Genomic DNA, 18,784 nt, shown 5'->3' with positions numbered 1-18,784 from the left:
AAGGCCGTCGACAGGATACCCGTTCGAGGTCCGTTTGTCGCGGCTGCGGAAATGCGTTCCACGTAAGCCCGGCCGTGCTCAACGGTGCCGCCATTGAGGGTCCCGCTTCGCAATGAAGGCGTCGATGCCTTCGGCTACGTCCTCGGCCATCATGTTGCAGGCCATCGCCTCGCCGGCGAAATCGTAGGCCTCACTCAGCGGCATCTGCAGCTGGCGCTGGAACATCGCCTTGCCGGTGCGCACCGCCACGGCGCTCTTGGCACAGATGCTCGAGGTCAGCTCGCCCAACGTCTCGTCCAGCGCCGCGTCGTCGGCCACGCGATTGACCAGCCCCCACTCGAGCGCCTGGTCGGCATCGATGAATTCACCGGTGAACAGCATCTCCAGCGCACGCTTGCGTCCTATGCTGCGCGAAAGCGCCACTGCCGGGGTGGAGCAGAACAGCCCGACGTTGATCCCCGACACCGCGAAGCGCGCCGAGCGCGACGCCACGGCAAGATCGCAGCTGGCCACCAGCTGGCAGCCGGCGGCGGTGGCCAGCCCCTGCACGCGAGCAATCACCGGCACCGGCAGGTTGACGATGCGCTGCATGACCTCGCCGCAGCGGGCAAACAGGGTCTGGTAATAGGCCTTGGCGGGGTTGGCGCGCATCTGCTTCAGGTCGTGGCCGGCGCAGAAGGCACGCCCCTCCGCGGCGATGACGACGCAGCGCACCGCCTCGTCCTCGGCAAGCCGGTCTAGCTCGCCTGCCAGCGCCTCGAGCAACTCCTCCGACAGCGCGTTGAACTGGCGCGGCCGGTTCAGCGTCAGCGTGGCGGTGCCGCCCGCGTCGTGACGGAGGACCGCACGCTCATCGTCGATCGTGTTCATAATCGTATCCTGTAGCAACCTGCCCGCCCCCAGCCTAGCCCGTCGAGAACGCAAATCGGCAGCCATGCGACCAAAGGCGATGGGAAGGAGGCGGGTGCACCTGTCCTGCTTCTGGCCTAAGGGGTTGTCCAGGAACTGGCGGCACTTCTCCCATTATCCGGACGATGACTACGGGATCCGCTCGGGGTCGGCTGCCCGCTCGCGAATGGCCTTGAGCCGCGCCAGGCGATCACCAAACAGGTAAGCGCCGAGAGCCACCAGGATCAGAACCGCGCCGATAAGCATCGACGAGGAGGGCTGTTCCTGGTTGAACGTCATGCCCAGGCCCAGGGCGAGCACCGGGGTGATCAGCGTGACCAGCGCCACGGTGGCGGCGGGAAGCCGCGAAAGGATCAGGTAGTAGCAGAGAAAGCCGAGCAGCGAGCCGAATAGCGCCAGGTAGAGGACCGCCCACAGCCCGCGCGGGCTCAGAGGCACCGCCAGCGGTTCGCCGCTGGCCAGCCACAAGATGAAGAAGCACGGCAGGCTCAGGCCCAGCGCGCCCAGGGTCTGCTCCAACGGTCCGAGCCCGGCGGCGGCGCGCTGCACGGCAATGCCGCTGCCGCTGAACAGGGTCACGGCGAGTAGCATCATCAGCAGGGCGGGTAGCTGGTCGTTGCCCAGCACCAGGCTGTCTGCGAACACCACGGCCAGGCCCACCACTCCCAGCAGGCAACCGATCCAGTGCCAGCGCCTGAGCTTCACGGCACCTGGCATTAACTGCAGGATCAGTCCCGATATCAGCGGGGCCATGCCAAAAATCACCGACATCATGCCCGAAGGCAGCGTCAATGATGCTTGATAGCTCAGTGCCATGGCGCCGAATACCCCAGGAACCGCTGCTGCATAGCTTTTCAGCGCGCGGCCATCGCGGCGCAGGCGTCGGCGCAGCAGGAGCAACACTGCCAACCCCGCCAGAAAGGCGATTAGCATGCGCAACATCACGCTGCCCACCGGTGCGCCCGCCTCGGCGCTCCATTTGATGGCCAACGGCGTCGTGGCCCACACCAGTACCACGATCAGGTAGGCGGCAGCGGTCGGCATTTACGGTGTTCCTTGGCAGCGGGGCAGGAGAGCGGATCCTATCGTTAGGAGATTCATCATTAGCACAGCGGAGGGAAAGCGTCGAACAGCACGGCACGAATCGCTTCGCCAAGGTGCGAATAGGCGTGAATCGCCGCGCGTCATCTGGCATGTTGCCAGGACACGCTTGGCGTCTCATATCCCCTCCACAAGCCGATTCGGCATGACCGACGAGAGGTGTCGATGCAAAATGCACAGTGCCTGGGCATCCTGCTGCCCGAGGACGGACCGTCCGATTACGAATGGTACGAGCTCAACCAGCGACCCGGTATTGGCGAGTCGCTGCCCACCATCGAGGTAGGCAAGGTTCTTAGCGACGGCCATCACGAGCACACGGCGCTGATGTCGCTGGGTGCCACCGACCGCCTGGCGGCGGTAGGCGAAGGGTTGGTGAAGGAACACGGCGCCCAGGCGGTGGTCTGGGCCTGTACCAGCGGTAGCTTCATCGGTGGGCTCGAATGGGCCTTCGCCCAGTCACGTGAACTCTCGCAGTGGCTCGGTGTACCATCCACCAGCACCGCTCTGGCCTTTCGCGACGCACTGGCGGCCCTCGAATATCGCCGGGTCGATCTGCTCAGCCCCTATCCAACGGAGGTCACCGACCAACTGGTACGCTTCCTGGGCGACAGCGGCGTGACGGTCGATGGCCTGCAGGTGCTGGATTGCCCCTATGCGGCCGACTCCCATCGGCTCGATATCGTCGCATCCGTGCGCGACTTCGCCATGGCGCACGAGTCGGGCAATCCGATTCTGGTGCCTGACACTGCGATCAATACCCTCGAGCGGGTCGAAGCGATGAGTCGCGCGGCCGGACGCCAGGTGCTCACGGCCAATCAGGTGAGTCTATGGGCGGGGCTTCGGCTATTGAAGCGAAACGGCGGTCCAATCCGCTATCTACAGGCCCTGGCCGAGGTGTCGGCTCCCGGCGCCTGAGTCCTCTTCGCCTGGCGAGGCGAGCCTCGGTGCGTTGCGTTCGCTGTCATAACTTGCGTTAAGCCGGCAGTACGATGAGTTCTGATATGTTCCAAGCGGGGCGGGACATGTTTCCAAAGGGAGGATGAATGAGCGACGAACTGAGTGAGTTCGAACAGAGCGTCAAGCGCGAGATTGACGCTTTCATGAAGCCCGAGAAGGCCTCGCCGCCCTCGCGGGAATCGGTTGCCGGCAAGGCGAGCCCCGCCACCCAGGGGAAGAGCGCCAGGGGCAAGGAAACTAACGGCGAATCTGCCAAGGCCTACAAGACCGGCCATCTGGTGCGGCTGGCCGTACGCACCAAGCAATTGGAAACGGATACCGTCTTCGAGCATCGCTCAACCAGCATCTCCAAGTTGGAGGCTCAGTTGGAAGCGGAAAAGGCCGCCCGGCAAGCCGGCTACCCGATCATTGGCTACGTGATCGATATCCAGAGTCTCTAGTCGGTTCGAGCAGCTTCTTGTACGTCATACGCCGCGCGTCATCCTGTTGGCATGCGCCACACCCGACGTGCCCTGCACAGGTTACGGTGTTCGCTTCGCTTTAAAAGCCGCCGCACATGAGGTGCGGCGGCCTGGAGCGTGACGCCGTTGACGTCAGTCCTCGAAGTTGGTCTCGGAGTAGAGCACCCGCACGCGCAGGGTGTGCTCGACCTTGCGCAGCGCCTCGAGCGCCTGGGGGCCGTAGGCTTTGTCCACGTCGATGACCACGTAGCCGACCTTCTCGTTGGTCTGCAGGTACTGGCCAGAGATGTTGATGCCGTTCTCGGAGAGCACCCGGTTGATCTCGGAGAGCACTCCCGGAACGTTGTCGTGGATATGCAGCACGCGGTGCTTGTCGGGGTGCGCCGGCAGCGCCACTTCGGGGAAGTTGACCGCGGTGACGGTGGTGCCGTTGTCGGAATAGGTGACCATCTTCTCGGAGACCTCGATTCCGATGTTCTCCTGGGCCTCGAGAGTGGAGCCGCCGATGTGCGGCGTGAGGATCACATTGGGGATACCACGCAGCGGGCTGACGAACTCCTCCTCGTTGCCCTTGGGCTCGACCGGGAAGACATCGATGGCGGCACCGTAGAGGCGACCGGCCTCGAGCGCCTCGGCAAGATCCTCGATCACTACCACGCTGCCGCGTGAGGCGTTGATCAGGATGCCGCTGGGTTTCATCAGCGCCAGCTGGTCCTTGCCGATCATCCATTTGGTGGAAGGCAGCTCCGGCACGTGCAGGCTGACCACGTCGGCACGGGCCAGCAGCTCCTCGAGGCTTGCCACTTGGTTGGCGTTGCCCATGCCGAGCTTGGTCACCACATCATAGAAGATGACATTGAAGCCGAGCGACTCGGCCAGCACCGAGAGCTGGGCGCCGATGTTGCCGTAGCCGACGATGCCCAGCGTCTTGCCGCGCGCCTCGTGGGAGGCCTTGGCGCTCTTTAGCCAGCCGCCTTGGTGGGCGCGGGCGTTCTTCTCGGGAATGCCGCGCAGCAGCATGATCGCTTCGGCCAATACCAGCTCCGCCACCGAGCGGGTGTTGGAGTAGGGCGCGTTGAAGACCGGGATGCCGCGCGTAAGCGCCGCGCCAAGATCAACCTGATTGGTGCCGATGCAGAAGCAACCCACGGCGTTGAGTTTCTCGGCCGCGGCGAAGACGCGTTCGGTGAGCTGGGTGCGGGAACGAATGCCGAGGAAGTGTACGTCGCGAATCTTCTCGATCAGCGAGGCCTCGTCGAGCGAGGTGGGCAGGTGCTCGATGTTGGTGTAACCGGCATTCAGAAAATTGTCCACCGCGCTCTGGTGGATGCCCTCGAGTAGCAGGATCTTGATCTTGCTCTTGTCCAGGGACGTCTTGGCCATGGTCGAATCAACCCCTTCTTGGTGCGCCGCGTACGGGAAGACCGGAACGTACCGAAACGGTTCGGTGTCTCCGGTATCAGGCTGGAAACAGGGCGCCAATATTAGCACAGCGGGTCGACACGAGGATGAAAATGCTGCGCCGCGAAGATGAACGCGCTGCACGTTGCGCGCTCCGGCAGACGACCCCCGGGGCAGTGCGTGTATACTGGACATCCCGAAAACAGCGGCGACGAGCCAGAGGTGTCATGGCCGAACGTGACGAGCAAGCGGTGAGCGAAGCGGCGCCGAACGCAGACGCCGAGATCGACTTCGCCACCACCGTCGAGAGACTGGAACGGCTGGTGGAGCAACTGGAATCCGGCGAGCTGTCGCTGGAGGGGTCGCTTGCCGCCTTCGAACAGGGCGTGCGCCTGACGCGTGAAGCCCAACGTCGCCTCGACGAGGCCGAGCTGCGCGTACGTACTCTGATCGAACGCCCCGACGGCAGCACCGACTTCGCTTCCTTCGAGGCGCCCGACGGGGAGGACGAGAGTGAACACTGATGCGTTCGCGGCTCGCCTGGCCGCCGATCGTACCCGGGTCGACGCCTGCCTGGCACACCTGTTCGATGCGCGCCAGGCGTCGGCGGTACGACTCGAGTCCGCCATGCGTCACGGTCTGCTGGTGGGCGGCAAGCGGTTGCGTCCGGTGCTGGTCTACCTGGCCGGTCGCGCCCTGGGTGCCGCCGACGAGGCGCTCGATGCGCCGGCCGCTGCGGTCGAGCTGATCCATGCCTATTCGCTGGTGCACGACGATCTGCCGGCGATGGACGACGACGACCTGCGCCGCGGCCAGCCCACGGTCCATCGTGCCTATGACGAAGCCACGGCGATACTCGCCGGGGATGCGCTGCAGACGCTCGCCTTCGAGGTGCTGGCGCGCGCCGCCCACCCGCGCTTGCCTGCGCTGATGCTGACCCTGGCCGTGGCCGCCGGGCGCGACGGCATGGTGGGTGGCCAGGCACTGGACCTGGCGGCTGTTGGCGGCCACCCTGACGTCGAGGCCCTGGCCACCATGCATGCCCACAAGACCGGCGCCCTGATTCGTGCCGCGATCCGCATGGGAGCCCTGACGGCAGTGGACGAGCACGACCCCCGGGTGGTGGCGCTGGACCGCTACGCCGAGGCACTCGGCCTGGCCTTCCAGATACACGACGACGTTCTCGACGTGACCGGCGACACCCAGACCCTGGGTAAGATTTCCGGCGCCGACGCGGCCCGCGACAAGCCCACCTACCCGGCACTGTTAGGGCTGGACGGCGCGCGCGCCCGGGCCCATGAGCTGATCGAGGAGGCGCTGGCGGCGCTTGACCCACTGGGCGAGGCGGGGCTCCCGCTGGCCGAATTGGCCCGGTACATGATCGAGCGCGACCACTAGCAATGGCATGAAGCCAGGACAAACGAAAAGCATGAAGCTCTACGACGCAATTCCCGCTGAACGCCCGGTGACGCCGCTGCTGGACACGCTGGACACGCCGGCGGCACTACGGGCCATGACCACCTCCCAATTGCTGCAGGTGGCCGACGAGTTGCGCGCCTACCTGCTCTACAGCGTGGGCCATAGCGGCGGCCACTTCGGCGCCGGGCTGGGTGTGGTGGAACTCACCGTCGCCCTGCATCACGCGCTGGAAACCCCCCACGACCGGCTGGTGTGGGACGTCGGTCATCAGGCCTACCCGCACAAGATTCTCACCGGGCGCCGCGAGGCGATGCCCAGCATTCGCCAGTACGGCGGCCTCGCGGCGTTCCCGCGGCGTGCCGAATCGCCCTACGACACCTTTGGCGTGGGCCACTCCAGTACTTCGATCTCGGCGGCACTGGGCATGGCGCTGGCCAGCGCCACCCGCGGCGACAGGCGTCGGGTCTGCGCGGTGATCGGCGACGGTGCGTTGACCGCCGGCATGGCCTTCGAGGCGCTGGTGCACGCCGGACACCTGGACGCCAACATGCTGGTGGTGCTCAACGACAACGAGATGTCGATCTCCGAGAACGTCGGCGGCATCGCCAGCTACCTGGCGGGGATCCTCGCCAGCAAGCCCTATCTCACCTTCCGCGAGGAGGGCAAGCGTGTGCTCTCTCGCCTGCCCGGGGCGCTCGAGCTCGCCCGACGCACCGAAGAGCACATGAAGGGCATGGTCAGCCCTGCCACGCTATTCGAGGAGATGGGGTTTCATTACATCGGCCCGCTCGACGGCCACGACCTGCCTGCACTGATCCAGACCCTGCGTAACCTGCGCGACCTGGACGGACCGCAGTTCCTGCACGTGAAGACCCGCAAAGGGCGCGGCTTCCTGCCCGCCGAGGCCGACCCCATCGGCTACCACGCCATCACGAAGTTGGAAAAGAACGGCGACGCGCCGACCGGCAAGCCCATCGAACCGGCCAAGAAAAAACTCCCCAAGTATTGCAACGTCTTCGGCGAGTGGCTGTGCGACATGGCGGCGGTGGACGAGCGGTTGATCGGAATCACCCCGGCGATGCGCGAAGGCTCCGACCTGATCCGCTTCTCCAAGGAGTACCCGACACGCTACTACGATGTCGCCATCGCCGAGCAGCATGCGGTGACGCTGGCTGCGGGCATGGCCTGCGAGGCGATGAAGCCGGTGGTGGCGATCTACTCCACCTTCCTGCAGCGCGGCTACGACCAGCTGATACATGACGTGGCGGTACAGGGGCTCGACGTCACCTTCGCCATCGACCGCGCCGGCCTGGTCGGGGAGGACGGCCCCACCCACCACGGCAGCATGGATCTTTCCTACCTGCGCTGCATTCCCGGCATGGTGATCATGGCCCCGGCCGACGAGGCCGAGTGTCGCGCCATGCTCAGCGCTGCCTATCACTACCCCGGGCCCGCCGCGGTGCGCTATCCCCGCGGCAGCGGGCCGGGTGTCGAAGTGCCCGCGAACCTCGAACCGTTGGAGATCGGCAAGGCCGAGACGCGACGTCGGGGCAACGGGATCGCGCTGCTCGCCTTCGGCAGTCTCAACGGGCCGGCGACACAGGTGGCGGAATCCCTCGATGCCACTCACCTCAACATGCGCTCGGTGAAGCCGCTCGATAGAGAGGCGGTGCTGAAAGCCGCCGCCGAGCACGAATTGCTGGTCACACTGGAGGAGAACGTGGTGGCCGGTGGTGCGGGCAGCGGTATCAATGAACTGCTCGCCGCCGAAGGCGTGCAAGTGGCCGTGCTCAACCTCGGTCTGCCCGACGCCTTCGTCGAGCATGGTAAGCCCGCCGAACTGCTCACCGAATGCGGCCTCGACGCCGCCGGCATCGAGGCGGCCATTCGCGCTCGCCTCGGCTGATCCCGGCCGGGCAGGCTTGCCCGGCGGGTTTCATTTTCCCCCTTCCGCCTGATGCCGTGCTTGATTCCTAGGCATGAGCGATACGTCGTGCTCGTGTTGCGCCGAGGTAATCGCTGTATCCGTATGACCTATATTTCTCATATTGGTGTAGTCATTTTCCTACAACGGGTGTAAGCCAACTTCGCCTTTCCGTGTCGCCGTTTATCGCCACGGTAAGAGCGATCCGCACCGCGACGGTGCTGGGAGCGGAATCGTGTAAGCCAACATGAGCACACGTAACTGACACGTAATCGTCATGTACGGCAAATGCGCCATTTGGCACATGTCGCCCGCGTGATTACCCTCTCGCTCACAAGCAAGGGTGACAACGCTTCTCACTTGACTGACGCCGCATCCGTCCGCACATCGGGCCGGTGCGAGCGGGGCGTGGTGAGTTGTGACGCGAAAGGGTAATTCCAACACGGCGGTCCATCAGGGAGCTTCAGCATGGCGAAGGAAGGAACCGTTGCGCCGAAAGAGCGCATCAACATCAAGTACGTGCCGGCTACCGGCGATCAACAGGCCGAAACAGAGCTGCCGCTCAAGCTGCTGGTGGTGGGTGACTTCAAGGGCACCGCCGAAGCCACGCCGATCGAGGCACGCGACAAGGTCTCGGTGGACAAGAATAACTTCCATTCCGTCATGCGCGAAGCCGGCCTCGGCCTGACGGCGAGCGTGCCCAACCGCCTCGAGGAGGGTGAAGACGCCGGCGAGCTGGCGGTCAATCTCGAATTCAAGTCGCTCGATGACTTCACGCCCGACAGCGTGGCACGCCAGGTGCCGGAGTTGCGCAAACTGGTCGAGCTGCGTGAAGCCCTGGTCGCCCTCAAGGGACCGCTGGGTAATGTGCCGGCTTTCCGCGACCGGCTGCAGAAGCTGATGGAGAGCGAAGAGGCGCGTGCGCAACTGCTCGCCGAGCTCGACCTTCTCGATTCTCGAGACGACTCCAACGACTGACGACACTCCCCTGGCAACGGCCACATCGGGGCGGCACCGCGGCGTTGATGCTCCCCGGCCAGGCAACGGATTCGAGGCAATTTCAATGAGCGACATGGCACAAACGCAGGGTCAGGCAGCCGAGGCCCAGGCCGAATCGTCCCTTCTCGATCAGGTGATGGCGCAGACGCGCATGGCGCCGGCCGATGAAGGCTACGACATCGCCAAGCAGGGCGTGGCGGCGTTTATCGCCGAGCTGTTGCAGAGCGACGGCACCGCCCCTCAGGTCAACAAGGCGGTGGTCGACCGCATGATCGTCGAGCTCGACCGCAAGATCGGCGGTCAGGTCGACGAAATCCTGCACGACCGCGGCTTCCAGCAGCTCGAATCGGCCTGGCGCGGCCTGAAGCTGCTGGTCGACCGCACCGATTTCCGTCAGAACATCAAGCTCGACCTGCTGCACGCCACCAAGGAGGAGTTGCTCGAGGACTTCGAGTTCGCCCCCGAGCTCAGCCAGAGCGGGCTCTATCAGCACGTCTATGCCGCCGAGTACGGTCAGTTCGGCGGCGAGCCGGTGGGCGCCATCGTCGGCAATTATGATTTCACGCCCTCGACCCCCGACATCAAGCTGCTGCAGTTCACCGCGGCGGTGGGCGCCATGGCCCATGCGCCATTCCTCTCCTCGGTGGCGCCGAGCTTTTTCGGCATCGACAGCTTCCAGGAGCTGCCCAACATCAAGGACTTCAAGGCCATCTTCGAGGGGCCGAAGTACGCCCGCTGGCGCAGCCTGCGCGAGTCCGAGGATGCGCGTTACTTGGGGCTGACCGCGCCGCGTTTCTTGCTGCGCATGCCCTATGACCCGGTGGAAAATCCGGTCAAGACCTTCCACTACCGCGAGACGGTCAGCGAGAACCACGAGCACTATCTGTGGGGCAATACCGCCTACCTGCTAGCGGAGCGTCTCACCGACAGCTTCGCCAAGTACCGCTGGTGTCCCAACATCATCGGTCCGCAGAGCGGCGGCGCGGTGGAGAACCTGCCGGTGCATACCTACGAGGCACTGGGCCAACTGCAGGCCAAGATTCCCACCGAGGTGCTGGTCACCGATCGCCGCGAGTTCGAGATGGCCGAGGAGGGCTTCATCTCGCTGACCATGCGCAAGGGGAGCGACAACGCCGCCTTCTTCTCCGCCAATTCCGTGCAAAAGCCCAAGGTCTTCCCCAACACGCCCGAGGGCAAGGCCGCCGAGACCAACTATAAGCTCGGTACTCAACTGCCCTACATGTTCATCATCAATCGCCTGGCCCACTACATCAAGGTGCTGCAGCGCGAGCAGATCGGTTCCTGGAAGGAGCGCCAGGATCTCGAGCGCGAGCTCAACGTATGGATCCGTCAGTACGTCGCCGACCAGGAGAATCCGCCGGCCGAGGTGCGCAGCCGCCGGCCGCTGCGGGCCGCTTCTATCCAGGTCTCCGATGTCGAGGGCGATCCGGGCTGGTACCAGGTCTCTATGGCGGTACGGCCGCACTTCAAGTACATGGGCGCCAACTTCGAGCTATCGCTGGTGGGTCGTCTGGACAAGGAGTAAGGGGAGGCCGCTGCCATGCCGCTTCACCGTGGTGGCGTGCTCGGCAACCGGCTGTTCGAGCGCCTCGCGGCGCCCGACCAGCCGGACGCCGTCGCCGCCGAGGCGAGCCTCGCCGAGACCGTCGAATCGATCAAGCGTCACCTGGTCGATCTGCTCAACAGCCATCCGGGGCACAGCGAATGCGCACCCGAACTGGGGCTGCTCGACTTCAACGACGCAACCATCGGTGTGCTCGACCTGGAGCGCAATATCCAGCGTGCCATTCGCCAGTGCATCGAGCGCTTCGAGCCGCGCGTGAGGCGAGTGGAAGTGGAGTCGTTGCCGCGCAACGGCGACCCGCTGCAGTTGCGCTTTCAGGTGCATGCCACGGTGGAATTGGGGCACGACAACGCCCAGACCACCATCGACCTGTTGCTCAACGACAAACGCTACCAGTGCTTGAACTGAGCACCTAAGCATTCAAGTACTCAGGGAGTGAGACGCGCATGCTCAATCGTTATTACCGGGATGAGCTCGACTACCTGAAGCTGCAGGGTCGGGAGTTCGCCGAGGCCAATCCCGGCCTCAGCCGCTTCCTTTCGGAGCGCAGCACCGATCCGGACGTCGAGCGCCTGCTGGAGGGGTTCGCCTTTCTCACCGGCCGTATGCGGGAGAAAGTCGAGGACGAGTTTCCCGAGCTGACCCACTCGCTGATCGGCATGCTCTGGCCCAACTACCTGCGCCCGGTGCCGAGCATGACGGTAATGCAGTTCACGCCGAAAACGCATGCGCTGAGCGGACGTCAGGTCGTGGCTGCCGGTACCACGCTGGGCGCGAGGCCGATCGATGGTACCGCCTGCCGCTTCCGTACCTGCCACGACGTGACGCTCTATCCGCTGGTACACGCTGGTGTCGAAGCGCAGCACTCCCGCGAGGCGTCGGTCGTCGAGCTGGCGCTCGACGTGAGCAGCGACCAGCCTCTCGATGCCCTGGGTATCGACCACCTACGCTTGCACCTGGGGGGCGGCGGCTACACTGCGCGCAGCCTCTACTTGTGGCTTGGCCACTACTTGTCACGCCTGGAACTCGAGATCGACGGGGTCTGCCTGCCGTTGCCGCGCGACATGCTCGCACCGGTGGGCTTCGCTCGCGAGCATGCGCTGCTGCCTTATCCACGCAACGTCTATCAGGGCTATCGCATCCTGCAGGAGTACCTCTGCTTTCCCGAGGCGTTCCACTTCGTCGATCTGCTCGGGCTGGGCCGGCACTTGCCGAAAACGCACGCGTCGCGCATCACCCTGCGCTTCGTCTTCTCGCGCACCCTGCCGGTCGATGCTCGGGTACGCGATGAGCATCTGGCGCTCTACTGCGCGCCGGCGATCAATCTGTTCACCCATGACGCCGATCCCATCGACCTTAACGGCGAGCGTAGCGAGTACCGCATTCGTCCGAGCAGCCGATCACCGGCCCACTACGAGGTGTTCAGCGTGGACGCGGTACAGGGGTGGCTTGAAGGCGATGGCGGCAAGATTCGCGGCGAGCCGCGCCCGTACGTGCCGTTCGAGAGCTACCAGCACCAGATCGAGCGCGACCGGGGGCGCGAGGCCCGCTACTTTCGCGTGCGTGTGCGCGACAGCCTGCGCGGCGATGGCTTCGATCATGATATCGCCTTCGTCCGCGCTGACGAGCAGGCCTGCCTGGGGATGCGTGAAACCATCTCGCTGCGCTTGACCTGCAGCAATCGTGCGCTGCCCGAGCGGCTGACGGTGGGCGACATCTGCGCTTCCACTGACTCGAGCCCGGTGTTCGCCGACTTTCGCAACATCACCCGGCCCACGCCGGCACTGCGCCCGACCCTGGACGGCAGCCTGCTGTGGACGCTGATCTCCAACCTGTCGCTCAACTACCTGTCGCTGCTGGAACGCGACGCGCTGTGTTCGGTGCTGCGCGCCTATGACTTCCGTGCCCTGGTCGACCGACAGGCCGAGCGAATGTCGCAGAAACGACTTGCCGGGGTAATCGACATCGAGACCCGCTCCATCGACCGTCTCAAGCGTGGGCTGCCGGTACGCGGGCTGCGTTCGGTCATGACCCTCGACCAGGAAGCCTTCGGCGACGAGGGCGGCCTGTATCTGTTCGGCAGCGTGCTGGCGCGCTTTTTCTCGCTCTACGCCAGCATCAATTCGTTCCACGAGCTGCATGTCGTCAATCGACACAACCAAGAGCGCTACTCATGGACCTTGCAGTCGGGCCAGCAGCCCCTGATCTAGCCCCGGCTGCCCTGATAGAGGGCGCCCGACGCTACGATTTCTATCAGCTCGTCGAGCTGTTGCATCGTCATCACGACGATGATCTCGAGCGCACCGGCGGTCTTCGCCCCGGCAGCGAACGGGTGCGCTTCAGCGCCTCGGCGTCGCTCGGCTTCCCCGGCAGCGACGTCGTCGCTCTCGAGCCGCGCCCCACCGGCGGCTACGCGCTAGAGGTCAGCTTCTTCGGCCTGCAGGGCGCCCAGTCGCCGCTGCCGGGCTACTACCTGGAGTCGCTGGCCCATGAGGCGGCCCACCACGAGGGGGTGGCCCGCGATTTTCTCGACTTCTTCAATCATCGCCTGCTGACCCTGGTGCACCGCAGCTGGCGCAAGTATCGCCACTACGTACGCTATCAGGACGGCGCCAGCGATGGCTTCTCCGCGGCGGTATTCGCTCTGGTGGGGCTGGCCGACGGGGAGCTGCGCGGCGATACGCCGATCAACTGGAGCAAGATGCTCGCCTATGCCGGGTTGCTGGCGGGGCGCTCTCGCTCTCCCGAAGTGGTGTGCAGCGTGGTCGGTCACTGCTTCGATCTCGACGACGTCACCATCGAGCAGTGGGTGCATCGCTGGGTCGACATTCCCGACGATCAGCGCAGCCGGGCCGGCCAGTCGGCCATGACCCTGGGCGGCGACATGGTCGCCGGTACGCGGGTTGCCGACGTCGGCGGCAAGTTCGCTCTCTGCCTGCGTGGCCTCACCCTGACGCGCTTTCGCGACTTCCTGCCCGACGGCTGCGAGCACGCACCGCTGAAGACGCTGGTGAGCTTCGTGCTACGGGAGCCGCTGGCCTATGACCTGGAACTCGAGCTGTTGGAGAGCGCCGTGCAACCCATGCGGCTCGGCGAGTTCGGCAGCAGCCAGCTCGGCTGGACCACCTTCGTCAACCCAGAATCCGGCGATGCCTCGCGGCGCCGTCGGGTGCGCATCCAGATGACAGGGTAAACGCGATGTCTTTTCCCACACGCTCCGTCGCCGTCGCCACCGCCGTCACCCTGGTGGTGATCAACAGCGAACGGCTGGAGGGGCGCTCCACCAGCAGTCATGTCTTCACCGAAGCGGGCGGCTCGCTGGGCAGCGCCGCCGGCGACGACTGGCTGTTGCAGGACCATGCCGGACGCATTCGCCCGGGACACGCCCGGATCCTGCGTATCGACGGCCATTTCTGCCTGATCGACAGCAGCGGCCAGACCTTCATCAACCACGCCACGCTGCCGCTGGGGCGCGACCGGCGGGTCGCCCTGCGCGACGGCGACGAGCTGCGCCTGGGGGAGTACCTCGTCCGCGTGCACCTGGGCGACCGGCAGGCCAGGCAGCCCGGTGCCCAACCGCTCGCGACACTGGTGGACGAGGAGCAGGAGGAGCTGGCGGGCCACGGCGTAATGGCGTACCGCGGCGAGCCGGCGGCGGGCTTTGCGCCCCAGCGCCGCGACGACCCGCTCGAGGCGTTGGGCGAGGCCACACCGGGCGCCAGCCAGCGCGACCCGCTCACCGCGCTTTCCCATACGCGAGAGCTCGCATCCGACGACGATGCGCTGCTGGGTGCGCTGGCGGAGGAGAGCCGGGGCGAGGCGAGCTGGCACGAACCGCAGGAACGCCGCGAGGCGGCGCCGACGACACGACGTTACGAGGACACCACAGAGATGAATCGGGAAATGGACGAAGGGCTGTTGAACGATCTGGAGCGCTCGGTTGGCGAGCAGCTCGAGGAGCGCTGGCACGATCCGCTGCCGGCCAGCGGCGGACACGCCGGAACCGACCCGCTGCTGCGCGCCCTGGGGGCCGAGCTGCGCTTCGCCGACAGCGAGGCGCAACTGAACTTCCTCGCCGAGGCCGGGCAGACCCTGCGCGCCGCCATCGAAGGCCTGCAGGCGCTGCACCGTGCCCAGGATGACAGCCGCTACCCGCTGCGTGATCGCCGTCTGCAACCGATCGAGGACAATCCGCTGCGCCTGGGTCAGCCCTATCGCGAGACGGTAGAGACGCTGTTCTCGGCGAGCCGCAGCCCGGTGCACCTCTCGGCGCCCGCCGCGGTCGCCGAGTGCCTGGCGCATCAGGGCCAGCATCAGGCGGCGGTGGAGGAAGCCATCGGCCAGGCCCTGCAGGCGATCCTCGATGCCTTCGCTCCCGACTCACTGCTCAAGCGGTTCCACGCCTACCGCGGTGCCGGCAACCGGCTCGACGACGAGGGCAGCTGGGCCTGGGAGATGTATCGCCATTATTACCAAGAGCTCAACTCCGGCCGCCAGCAGGGTTTTTCCAAGCTGTTCTGGGAAGTCTTCGAGCAAGCCTACGACCAGTCGGTGCGTCGTCAGCAGCGCGAGACCAAGTGAGCACAACAAAAAGGAACGCAGGAAGCATGAGCACAAGATACTGGAGCCAAGGATACTCTGCGCACCCTCTCCTGGGCTGGCTGGCGGTGGTGGTGCTGTCGTTGGCGCTCAGCGGCTGCGCCTCGACGCGCGAGGCGGCCGGCAAGACCTGGCAGGTGATGCGCGACCCGTCGATCCCGGTGGGCTATCCCGAGGACCGGCCGAGCCGGGTCGATCTCGCCATGGTCGCCGAGCCGAACGCCAACCCCAACGTCGAGGGCGACGGCACGCCGCTGCGCTTCCAGATCCTGCAACTCAAGGATGACTCGATGCTGATGGCGGCCGACCACAACCAGCTTCGCGATGACCTCGAAGGGGCCCTCGGGACCAACTACCTGGCTCACGACGATTTCACCGTGCTGCCTGGACAATGGAAGTTCTACGAGCCGTTCGAGGTCGACGAGGAGACTCGCTACATCGGGCTGATCGCCTTCTACAGCGATCCCGATCAGGCGCAGTGGAAGAAGGTGGTGAAGGTGGCGTCCCGGGGCGCCGATTATCATCTGCTGGTTCACCTGCGCGATTTCGACGCCGAGCTGAGGAATGAAGACTGATGGCCAGCCGCAACCGAGTGGTCTGGAGCGAGGGCCTTTTCATCAAGCCGCAGCATTTCCAGCAGCAGCAGCGCAGCCTGGAGGGCCTGCTCGAAACGCGCCTGCGCGGCGTCAGCCACACCCTCTACGGCTTCCAGACGCTGGAACTCAATGCCGAATTCCTGAGCTTCGGACGCATCGCCATCAGCCGCGCCAGCGGCGTGATGCCCGACGGCACGGCATTCCAGCTGCCCGATGACGACATCGAGCCGCAGCCGCTGGAGGTCGACGATGCGGCCATTGCCAACCAGCGGGTCTACCTGGGTCTGCCCCTGGCCACCGATGCGGTGGGTGAGGTGCGCTGGCCCGACGACGACCTGCCGACGCGTTATCGGCTCGCCCAGCGCAGCGTGCGCGACCTGCACTCTCGCGATGGCGACACCGCCGAGCTCGATGTCGCCCGGGTCGCCCCTCGGCTACTGCTCGAACGCGACGATCGCAGCGCCTACGCTTGCCTGGCGGTGGCGCGCATCGTCGAGCGCCGCCCCGACGGCAGCCTGATGCTCGACGAGCAATTCATTCCCACCTTGCTCAATGTTCAGGCGGCGCCGGTGCTGCAGCGCTTCGTCGGCGAGATGGCCGGGCTGATGCGCGAACGTGCACGCAACATCGCCCATCGTCTCGCTACGCCGCACCAAACCGGCGTGGCCGACGTGGCCGACTTCATGCTGTTGCAGTTGCTCAACCGCGCCCAGCCGCGGTTCCAGCATCTGGCGCGCCTGGGCCATCTGCACCCGGAGCGGCTGTTCGCCACCATGCTGGAGACCGCCAGCGAGCTGGTCACCTTCACCGACGAGTCGCGCCTGCCGCCGGAGTACCCGGCCTACGATCACGACCACCCCGAGCGCGCCTTCCGCATGTTGATGCAGAGCCTGCGCCAGGCGCTCTCCACCGTGCTCGAGCCCCGGGCACTGGCGATCCAGTTGCAGTCCCGGCGCTATGGGCTGCTGGTGGCGCCGCTGTCGGACCCGGGCCTGCTCGACAGCGCCGACTTCATCCTCGCGGTGCGCGCAGACATGCCCCACGAGCGGCTGCGCAAGCTGTTCTTGCAACAGACCAAAGTGGCCAGCGTCGAGCGCATCCGCGACCTCATCAGCCTGCAACTGCCCGGCGTACCGCTGGAGCCGCTGCCGGTGGCCCCGCGCGAGCTGCCCTACCACGCGGGATACAGCTATTTCCGTCTCGATCGGCAGAGCCAGGCCTGGAGCATGCTCGACGGCGCCAGCGGCTTCGCCTTTCACGTGGCGGGAGAGTTTCCGGGATTGGAACTGCAGTTCTGGGCGATCAGGAGCTAAGCCATGCAAGAACTTGCCACACAATACGAGTCCGACGCCGGCGCCTTGGCGCGCTACGCCCCCACCCGTCATGAAGATCGCATCGACGAGCGTGGGCTCGAGCGACTGATTCACAGCCACGCCGAGCAGCTCGACGCCGACGAGGACTACTGGTTCCGCCTGCGCGGCTACAACCTCAACCCGCTGGTGGATGCCGCCAGCTCGCTGCTGGGCATGGTGGTGCGGGTACGTCAGCTCGACGGCATGAACGACATCGACCGGCTCTACCGCCAGGTGATTGACGAGATCGCGGCAATCGAGGTCGAGCTCACCGAACAGGGCTACGATCGGCCGACGCTGCTGGCCTTCCGCTATGTGCTCTGCTCGTTCATCGACGAGGCGGTGATGGGTACGCCCTGGGGCCAGCAGAGCAGCTGGGCAGAGCATTCGCTACTGACGCGTTTTCACAACGAGACCTGGGGCGGCGAGAAAGTCTTTTCCATCCTCGCGCGGCTGCAGCAGGAGCCGCAGCGTTACCGCGACATGCTGGCGTTCATCTACCTCTGCTTGTGCCTCGGCTTCGAAGGACGCTACCGGGTCATGTCCCATGGCCGCGAGGAGTACGAGCACGTGGTGCGCACCCTCGGCGACCAGCTGGCGGCACTCGGCGACACGCCCGAAGACAGCCTGACTCGGCCACTCGACAACGTGATGCCGGGGCATCGCCGGCGCGGACGCGGCCTGCCGGTGTGGGCGGTATTCGCCCTGTTCGCCGTCGCCATGGCCGGCACCTACCTGGGCTTCGCCTGGACGCTTGATCAGCAAGCGGCCCAGGTCGGCACCCTTCTCGACCAGATTTACCGTTAGGAGATCCCATGCTCAGGGTAGAGCTTCCCGCGCTGATCGGACGCCTCAATGCCGTTTCCCGCCAAGGCCTGGAACAGGCCGCGGTGCTGTGCGCCGAGCAGCAGGCTCCCGAGGTCACCGCCGGCCACCTGTTGCAGGCGTTGATCGACCAGCCGCTGTGCGACCTGCGCTGCCTGCTCGAAGGACAGGGCGTGGATATCGGTGAGCTGCGCGCGCGTCTGGCCGAGGAGACCCGTCCGCCGCGGGACCTCGCCGTGACCACGCCGAGCTTCTCGCCGCTGCTGGTCGAACTGCTGCAGGACGCCTGGCTGCTGGCCACTACCGAGTTCGCCTACGATAGCCTGCGCAGCGGCCTGATCTTCACCGCCCTGCTGCACAACGCCGGGCGCTACCTCGGGCCGAGAAGCGCCGCGCTACTGGCCGAGATCAACCGCGAGGGGTTGCGCCGTGGCTTCGAACGACTGGCCGCCGATTCCGCCGAGGCGGTGCGCGTCGAGCCGAACGGCGAAGGGCGGCGCCAGGCACAGGCCGCGCAGGGCGACAGCGCCCTGACGCGCTTCGCCACCTCGCTCACCGAGCAGGCCCGGCGCGGCGAGCTCGACCCGGTGCTGTGCCGCGACCCCGAGATCGACCAGATGCTCGATATCCTCGGCCGGCGGCGCAAGAACAACCCC

Annotated in this window: 18 protein-coding genes; 15 read left to right on the top strand and 3 right to left on the bottom strand. The window is 65.7% G+C overall.

Features of this window, described 5'->3' with window-relative positions; genetic code table 11:
* Window positions 1-78: 78 nt before the first annotated feature.
* Window positions 79-870, bottom strand: coding sequence for an enoyl-CoA hydratase (locus CYJ07_RS18165; protein ID WP_104205131.1), 792 nt, complete (start codon window positions 868-870; stop codon window positions 79-81).
* 168 nt (window positions 871-1,038) lie between these two features.
* Complete coding sequence (locus tag CYJ07_RS18160; RefSeq protein WP_104205130.1) at window positions 1,039-1,953, bottom strand: DMT family transporter; 915 nt, start codon at window positions 1,951-1,953, stop codon at window positions 1,039-1,041.
* Between the two features lie 222 nt (window positions 1,954-2,175).
* On the opposite strand from CYJ07_RS18160, the gene CYJ07_RS18155 reads away from it, so the two are divergent.
* Together CYJ07_RS18155 and CYJ07_RS18150 are read left to right on the top strand one after the other, a co-directional pair.
* On the top strand, window positions 2,176-2,925 hold the full coding sequence (locus CYJ07_RS18155; protein WP_104205129.1) for an aspartate racemase/maleate isomerase family protein: 750 nt from the start codon (window positions 2,176-2,178) through the stop codon (window positions 2,923-2,925).
* A 128-nt stretch (window positions 2,926-3,053) separates the two neighbouring features.
* Window positions 3,054-3,407, top strand: a complete 354-nt coding sequence (locus tag CYJ07_RS18150; RefSeq protein WP_104205128.1) for a hypothetical protein — start codon at window positions 3,054-3,056, stop codon at window positions 3,405-3,407.
* Between the two features lie 153 nt (window positions 3,408-3,560).
* Here the strand turns inward: CYJ07_RS18150 and serA are convergent, their stop codons facing one another.
* Entirely contained in the window at window positions 3,561-4,811 is a 1,251-nt protein-coding gene (gene serA / locus CYJ07_RS18145; RefSeq protein WP_104205127.1) for a phosphoglycerate dehydrogenase, read from the bottom strand.
* 245 nt (window positions 4,812-5,056) lie between these two features.
* Here serA and CYJ07_RS18140 point away from each other — a divergent pair, with 245 nt between their 5' ends.
* The 13 genes from CYJ07_RS18140 to CYJ07_RS18080 all read left to right on the top strand — a co-directional run.
* Window positions 5,057-5,353: an exodeoxyribonuclease VII small subunit gene (locus CYJ07_RS18140; protein ID WP_104205126.1), complete on the top strand. Its 297-nt coding sequence runs from the start codon at window positions 5,057-5,059 to the stop codon at window positions 5,351-5,353.
* On the top strand, window positions 5,343-6,227 hold the full coding sequence (gene ispA, locus CYJ07_RS18135; RefSeq protein ID WP_104205125.1) for a (2E,6E)-farnesyl diphosphate synthase: 885 nt from the start codon (window positions 5,343-5,345) through the stop codon (window positions 6,225-6,227). The genes CYJ07_RS18140 and ispA overlap by 11 nt, the downstream gene beginning before the upstream one ends.
* Before the next feature lie 31 nt (window positions 6,228-6,258).
* On the top strand, window positions 6,259-8,154 hold the full coding sequence (gene dxs, locus CYJ07_RS18130) for a 1-deoxy-D-xylulose-5-phosphate synthase (protein WP_104205124.1): 1,896 nt from the start codon (window positions 6,259-6,261) through the stop codon (window positions 8,152-8,154).
* A gap of 486 nt (window positions 8,155-8,640) precedes the next feature.
* The gene (tssB, locus tag CYJ07_RS18125; protein WP_104205123.1) at window positions 8,641-9,150 is read left to right on the top strand and encodes a type VI secretion system contractile sheath small subunit; all 510 of its coding nucleotides are present in this window, start codon (window positions 8,641-8,643) and stop codon (window positions 9,148-9,150) included.
* Between the two features lie 85 nt (window positions 9,151-9,235).
* On the top strand, window positions 9,236-10,717 hold the full coding sequence (tssC, locus tag CYJ07_RS18120) for a type VI secretion system contractile sheath large subunit (RefSeq protein WP_104205122.1): 1,482 nt from the start codon (window positions 9,236-9,238) through the stop codon (window positions 10,715-10,717).
* A gap of 15 nt (window positions 10,718-10,732) precedes the next feature.
* Window positions 10,733-11,164: a type VI secretion system baseplate subunit TssE gene (tssE, locus tag CYJ07_RS18115; RefSeq protein ID WP_104205121.1), complete on the top strand. Its 432-nt coding sequence runs from the start codon at window positions 10,733-10,735 to the stop codon at window positions 11,162-11,164.
* Window positions 11,165-11,202: 38 nt separating this feature from the next.
* Window positions 11,203-12,966, top strand: a complete 1,764-nt coding sequence (gene tssF / locus CYJ07_RS18110) for a type VI secretion system baseplate subunit TssF (protein ID WP_104205120.1) — start codon at window positions 11,203-11,205, stop codon at window positions 12,964-12,966.
* Window positions 12,930-13,949, top strand: coding sequence for a type VI secretion system baseplate subunit TssG (gene tssG / locus CYJ07_RS18105; protein WP_104205119.1), 1,020 nt, complete (start codon window positions 12,930-12,932; stop codon window positions 13,947-13,949). Before tssF ends, tssG begins: the two co-directional genes overlap by 37 nt.
* A 5-nt stretch (window positions 13,950-13,954) precedes the next feature.
* Entirely contained in the window at window positions 13,955-15,337 is a 1,383-nt protein-coding gene (gene tagH / locus CYJ07_RS18100) for a type VI secretion system-associated FHA domain protein TagH (protein WP_104205118.1), read from the top strand.
* Between the two features lie 26 nt (window positions 15,338-15,363).
* A complete protein-coding gene (gene tssJ / locus CYJ07_RS18095; protein WP_104205117.1) occupies window positions 15,364-15,930 on the top strand; it encodes a type VI secretion system lipoprotein TssJ in 567 nt (188 codons plus the stop codon).
* A complete protein-coding gene (gene tssK, locus CYJ07_RS18090; RefSeq protein WP_104205116.1) occupies window positions 15,930-17,264 on the top strand; it encodes a type VI secretion system baseplate subunit TssK in 1,335 nt (444 codons plus the stop codon). The genes tssJ and tssK overlap by 1 nt, the downstream gene beginning before the upstream one ends.
* Window positions 17,265-17,267: 3 nt before the next feature.
* Window positions 17,268-18,110 carry a type IVB secretion system protein IcmH/DotU gene (gene icmH, locus CYJ07_RS18085; RefSeq protein ID WP_231489686.1) on the top strand — a complete coding sequence of 281 codons (843 nt, stop codon included), beginning with the start codon at window positions 17,268-17,270 and terminating at the stop codon, window positions 18,108-18,110.
* 8 nt (window positions 18,111-18,118) lie between these two features.
* On the top strand, window positions 18,119-18,784 hold a 666-nt coding region (locus tag CYJ07_RS18080), incomplete at its 3' end, for a Clp protease N-terminal domain-containing protein (protein WP_331280940.1).

The sequence above is a fragment of the Billgrantia saliphila genome (assembly GCF_002930105.1).
Lineage (GTDB): Bacteria > Pseudomonadota > Gammaproteobacteria > Pseudomonadales > Halomonadaceae > Halomonas > Halomonas saliphila.
The sequence above is the reverse complement of the archived record's forward strand: the minus strand, read 5'-3'. Positions and strand labels throughout refer to the sequence as shown.

What these genes read in the sequence shown, in the direction of transcription:
- CYJ07_RS18150 (WP_104205128.1), top strand. Translation starts at nt 3,054, where the DNA reads ATGAGCGACGAACTGAGTGAGTTCGAACAGAGCGTCAAGCGCGAGATT.
- tssJ (WP_104205117.1), top strand. Translation starts at nt 15,364, where the DNA reads ATGAGCACAAGATACTGGAGCCAAGGATACTCTGCGCACCCTCTCCTG.
- tssE (WP_104205121.1), top strand. Translation starts at nt 10,733, where the DNA reads ATGCCGCTTCACCGTGGTGGCGTGCTCGGCAACCGGCTGTTCGAGCGC.
- tagH (WP_104205118.1), top strand. Translation starts at nt 13,955, where the DNA reads ATGTCTTTTCCCACACGCTCCGTCGCCGTCGCCACCGCCGTCACCCTG.
- dxs (WP_104205124.1), top strand. Translation starts at nt 6,259, where the DNA reads ATGAAGCTCTACGACGCAATTCCCGCTGAACGCCCGGTGACGCCGCTG.
- tssG (WP_104205119.1), top strand. Translation starts at nt 12,930, where the DNA reads ATGGACCTTGCAGTCGGGCCAGCAGCCCCTGATCTAGCCCCGGCTGCC.
- tssC (WP_104205122.1), top strand. Translation starts at nt 9,236, where the DNA reads ATGAGCGACATGGCACAAACGCAGGGTCAGGCAGCCGAGGCCCAGGCC.
- CYJ07_RS18160 (WP_104205130.1), bottom strand. Translation starts at nt 1,953, where the DNA reads ATGCCGACCGCTGCCGCCTACCTGATCGTGGTACTGGTGTGGGCCACG.
- CYJ07_RS18140 (WP_104205126.1), top strand. Translation starts at nt 5,057, where the DNA reads ATGGCCGAACGTGACGAGCAAGCGGTGAGCGAAGCGGCGCCGAACGCA.
- tssK (WP_104205116.1), top strand. Translation starts at nt 15,930, where the DNA reads ATGGCCAGCCGCAACCGAGTGGTCTGGAGCGAGGGCCTTTTCATCAAG.
- icmH (WP_231489686.1), top strand. Translation starts at nt 17,268, where the DNA reads ATGCAAGAACTTGCCACACAATACGAGTCCGACGCCGGCGCCTTGGCG.
- tssB (WP_104205123.1), top strand. Translation starts at nt 8,641, where the DNA reads ATGGCGAAGGAAGGAACCGTTGCGCCGAAAGAGCGCATCAACATCAAG.
- CYJ07_RS18165 (WP_104205131.1), bottom strand. Translation starts at nt 870, where the DNA reads ATGAACACGATCGACGATGAGCGTGCGGTCCTCCGTCACGACGCGGGC.
- tssF (WP_104205120.1), top strand. Translation starts at nt 11,203, where the DNA reads ATGCTCAATCGTTATTACCGGGATGAGCTCGACTACCTGAAGCTGCAG.
- serA (WP_104205127.1), bottom strand. Translation starts at nt 4,811, where the DNA reads ATGGCCAAGACGTCCCTGGACAAGAGCAAGATCAAGATCCTGCTACTC.
- CYJ07_RS18155 (WP_104205129.1), top strand. Translation starts at nt 2,176, where the DNA reads ATGCAAAATGCACAGTGCCTGGGCATCCTGCTGCCCGAGGACGGACCG.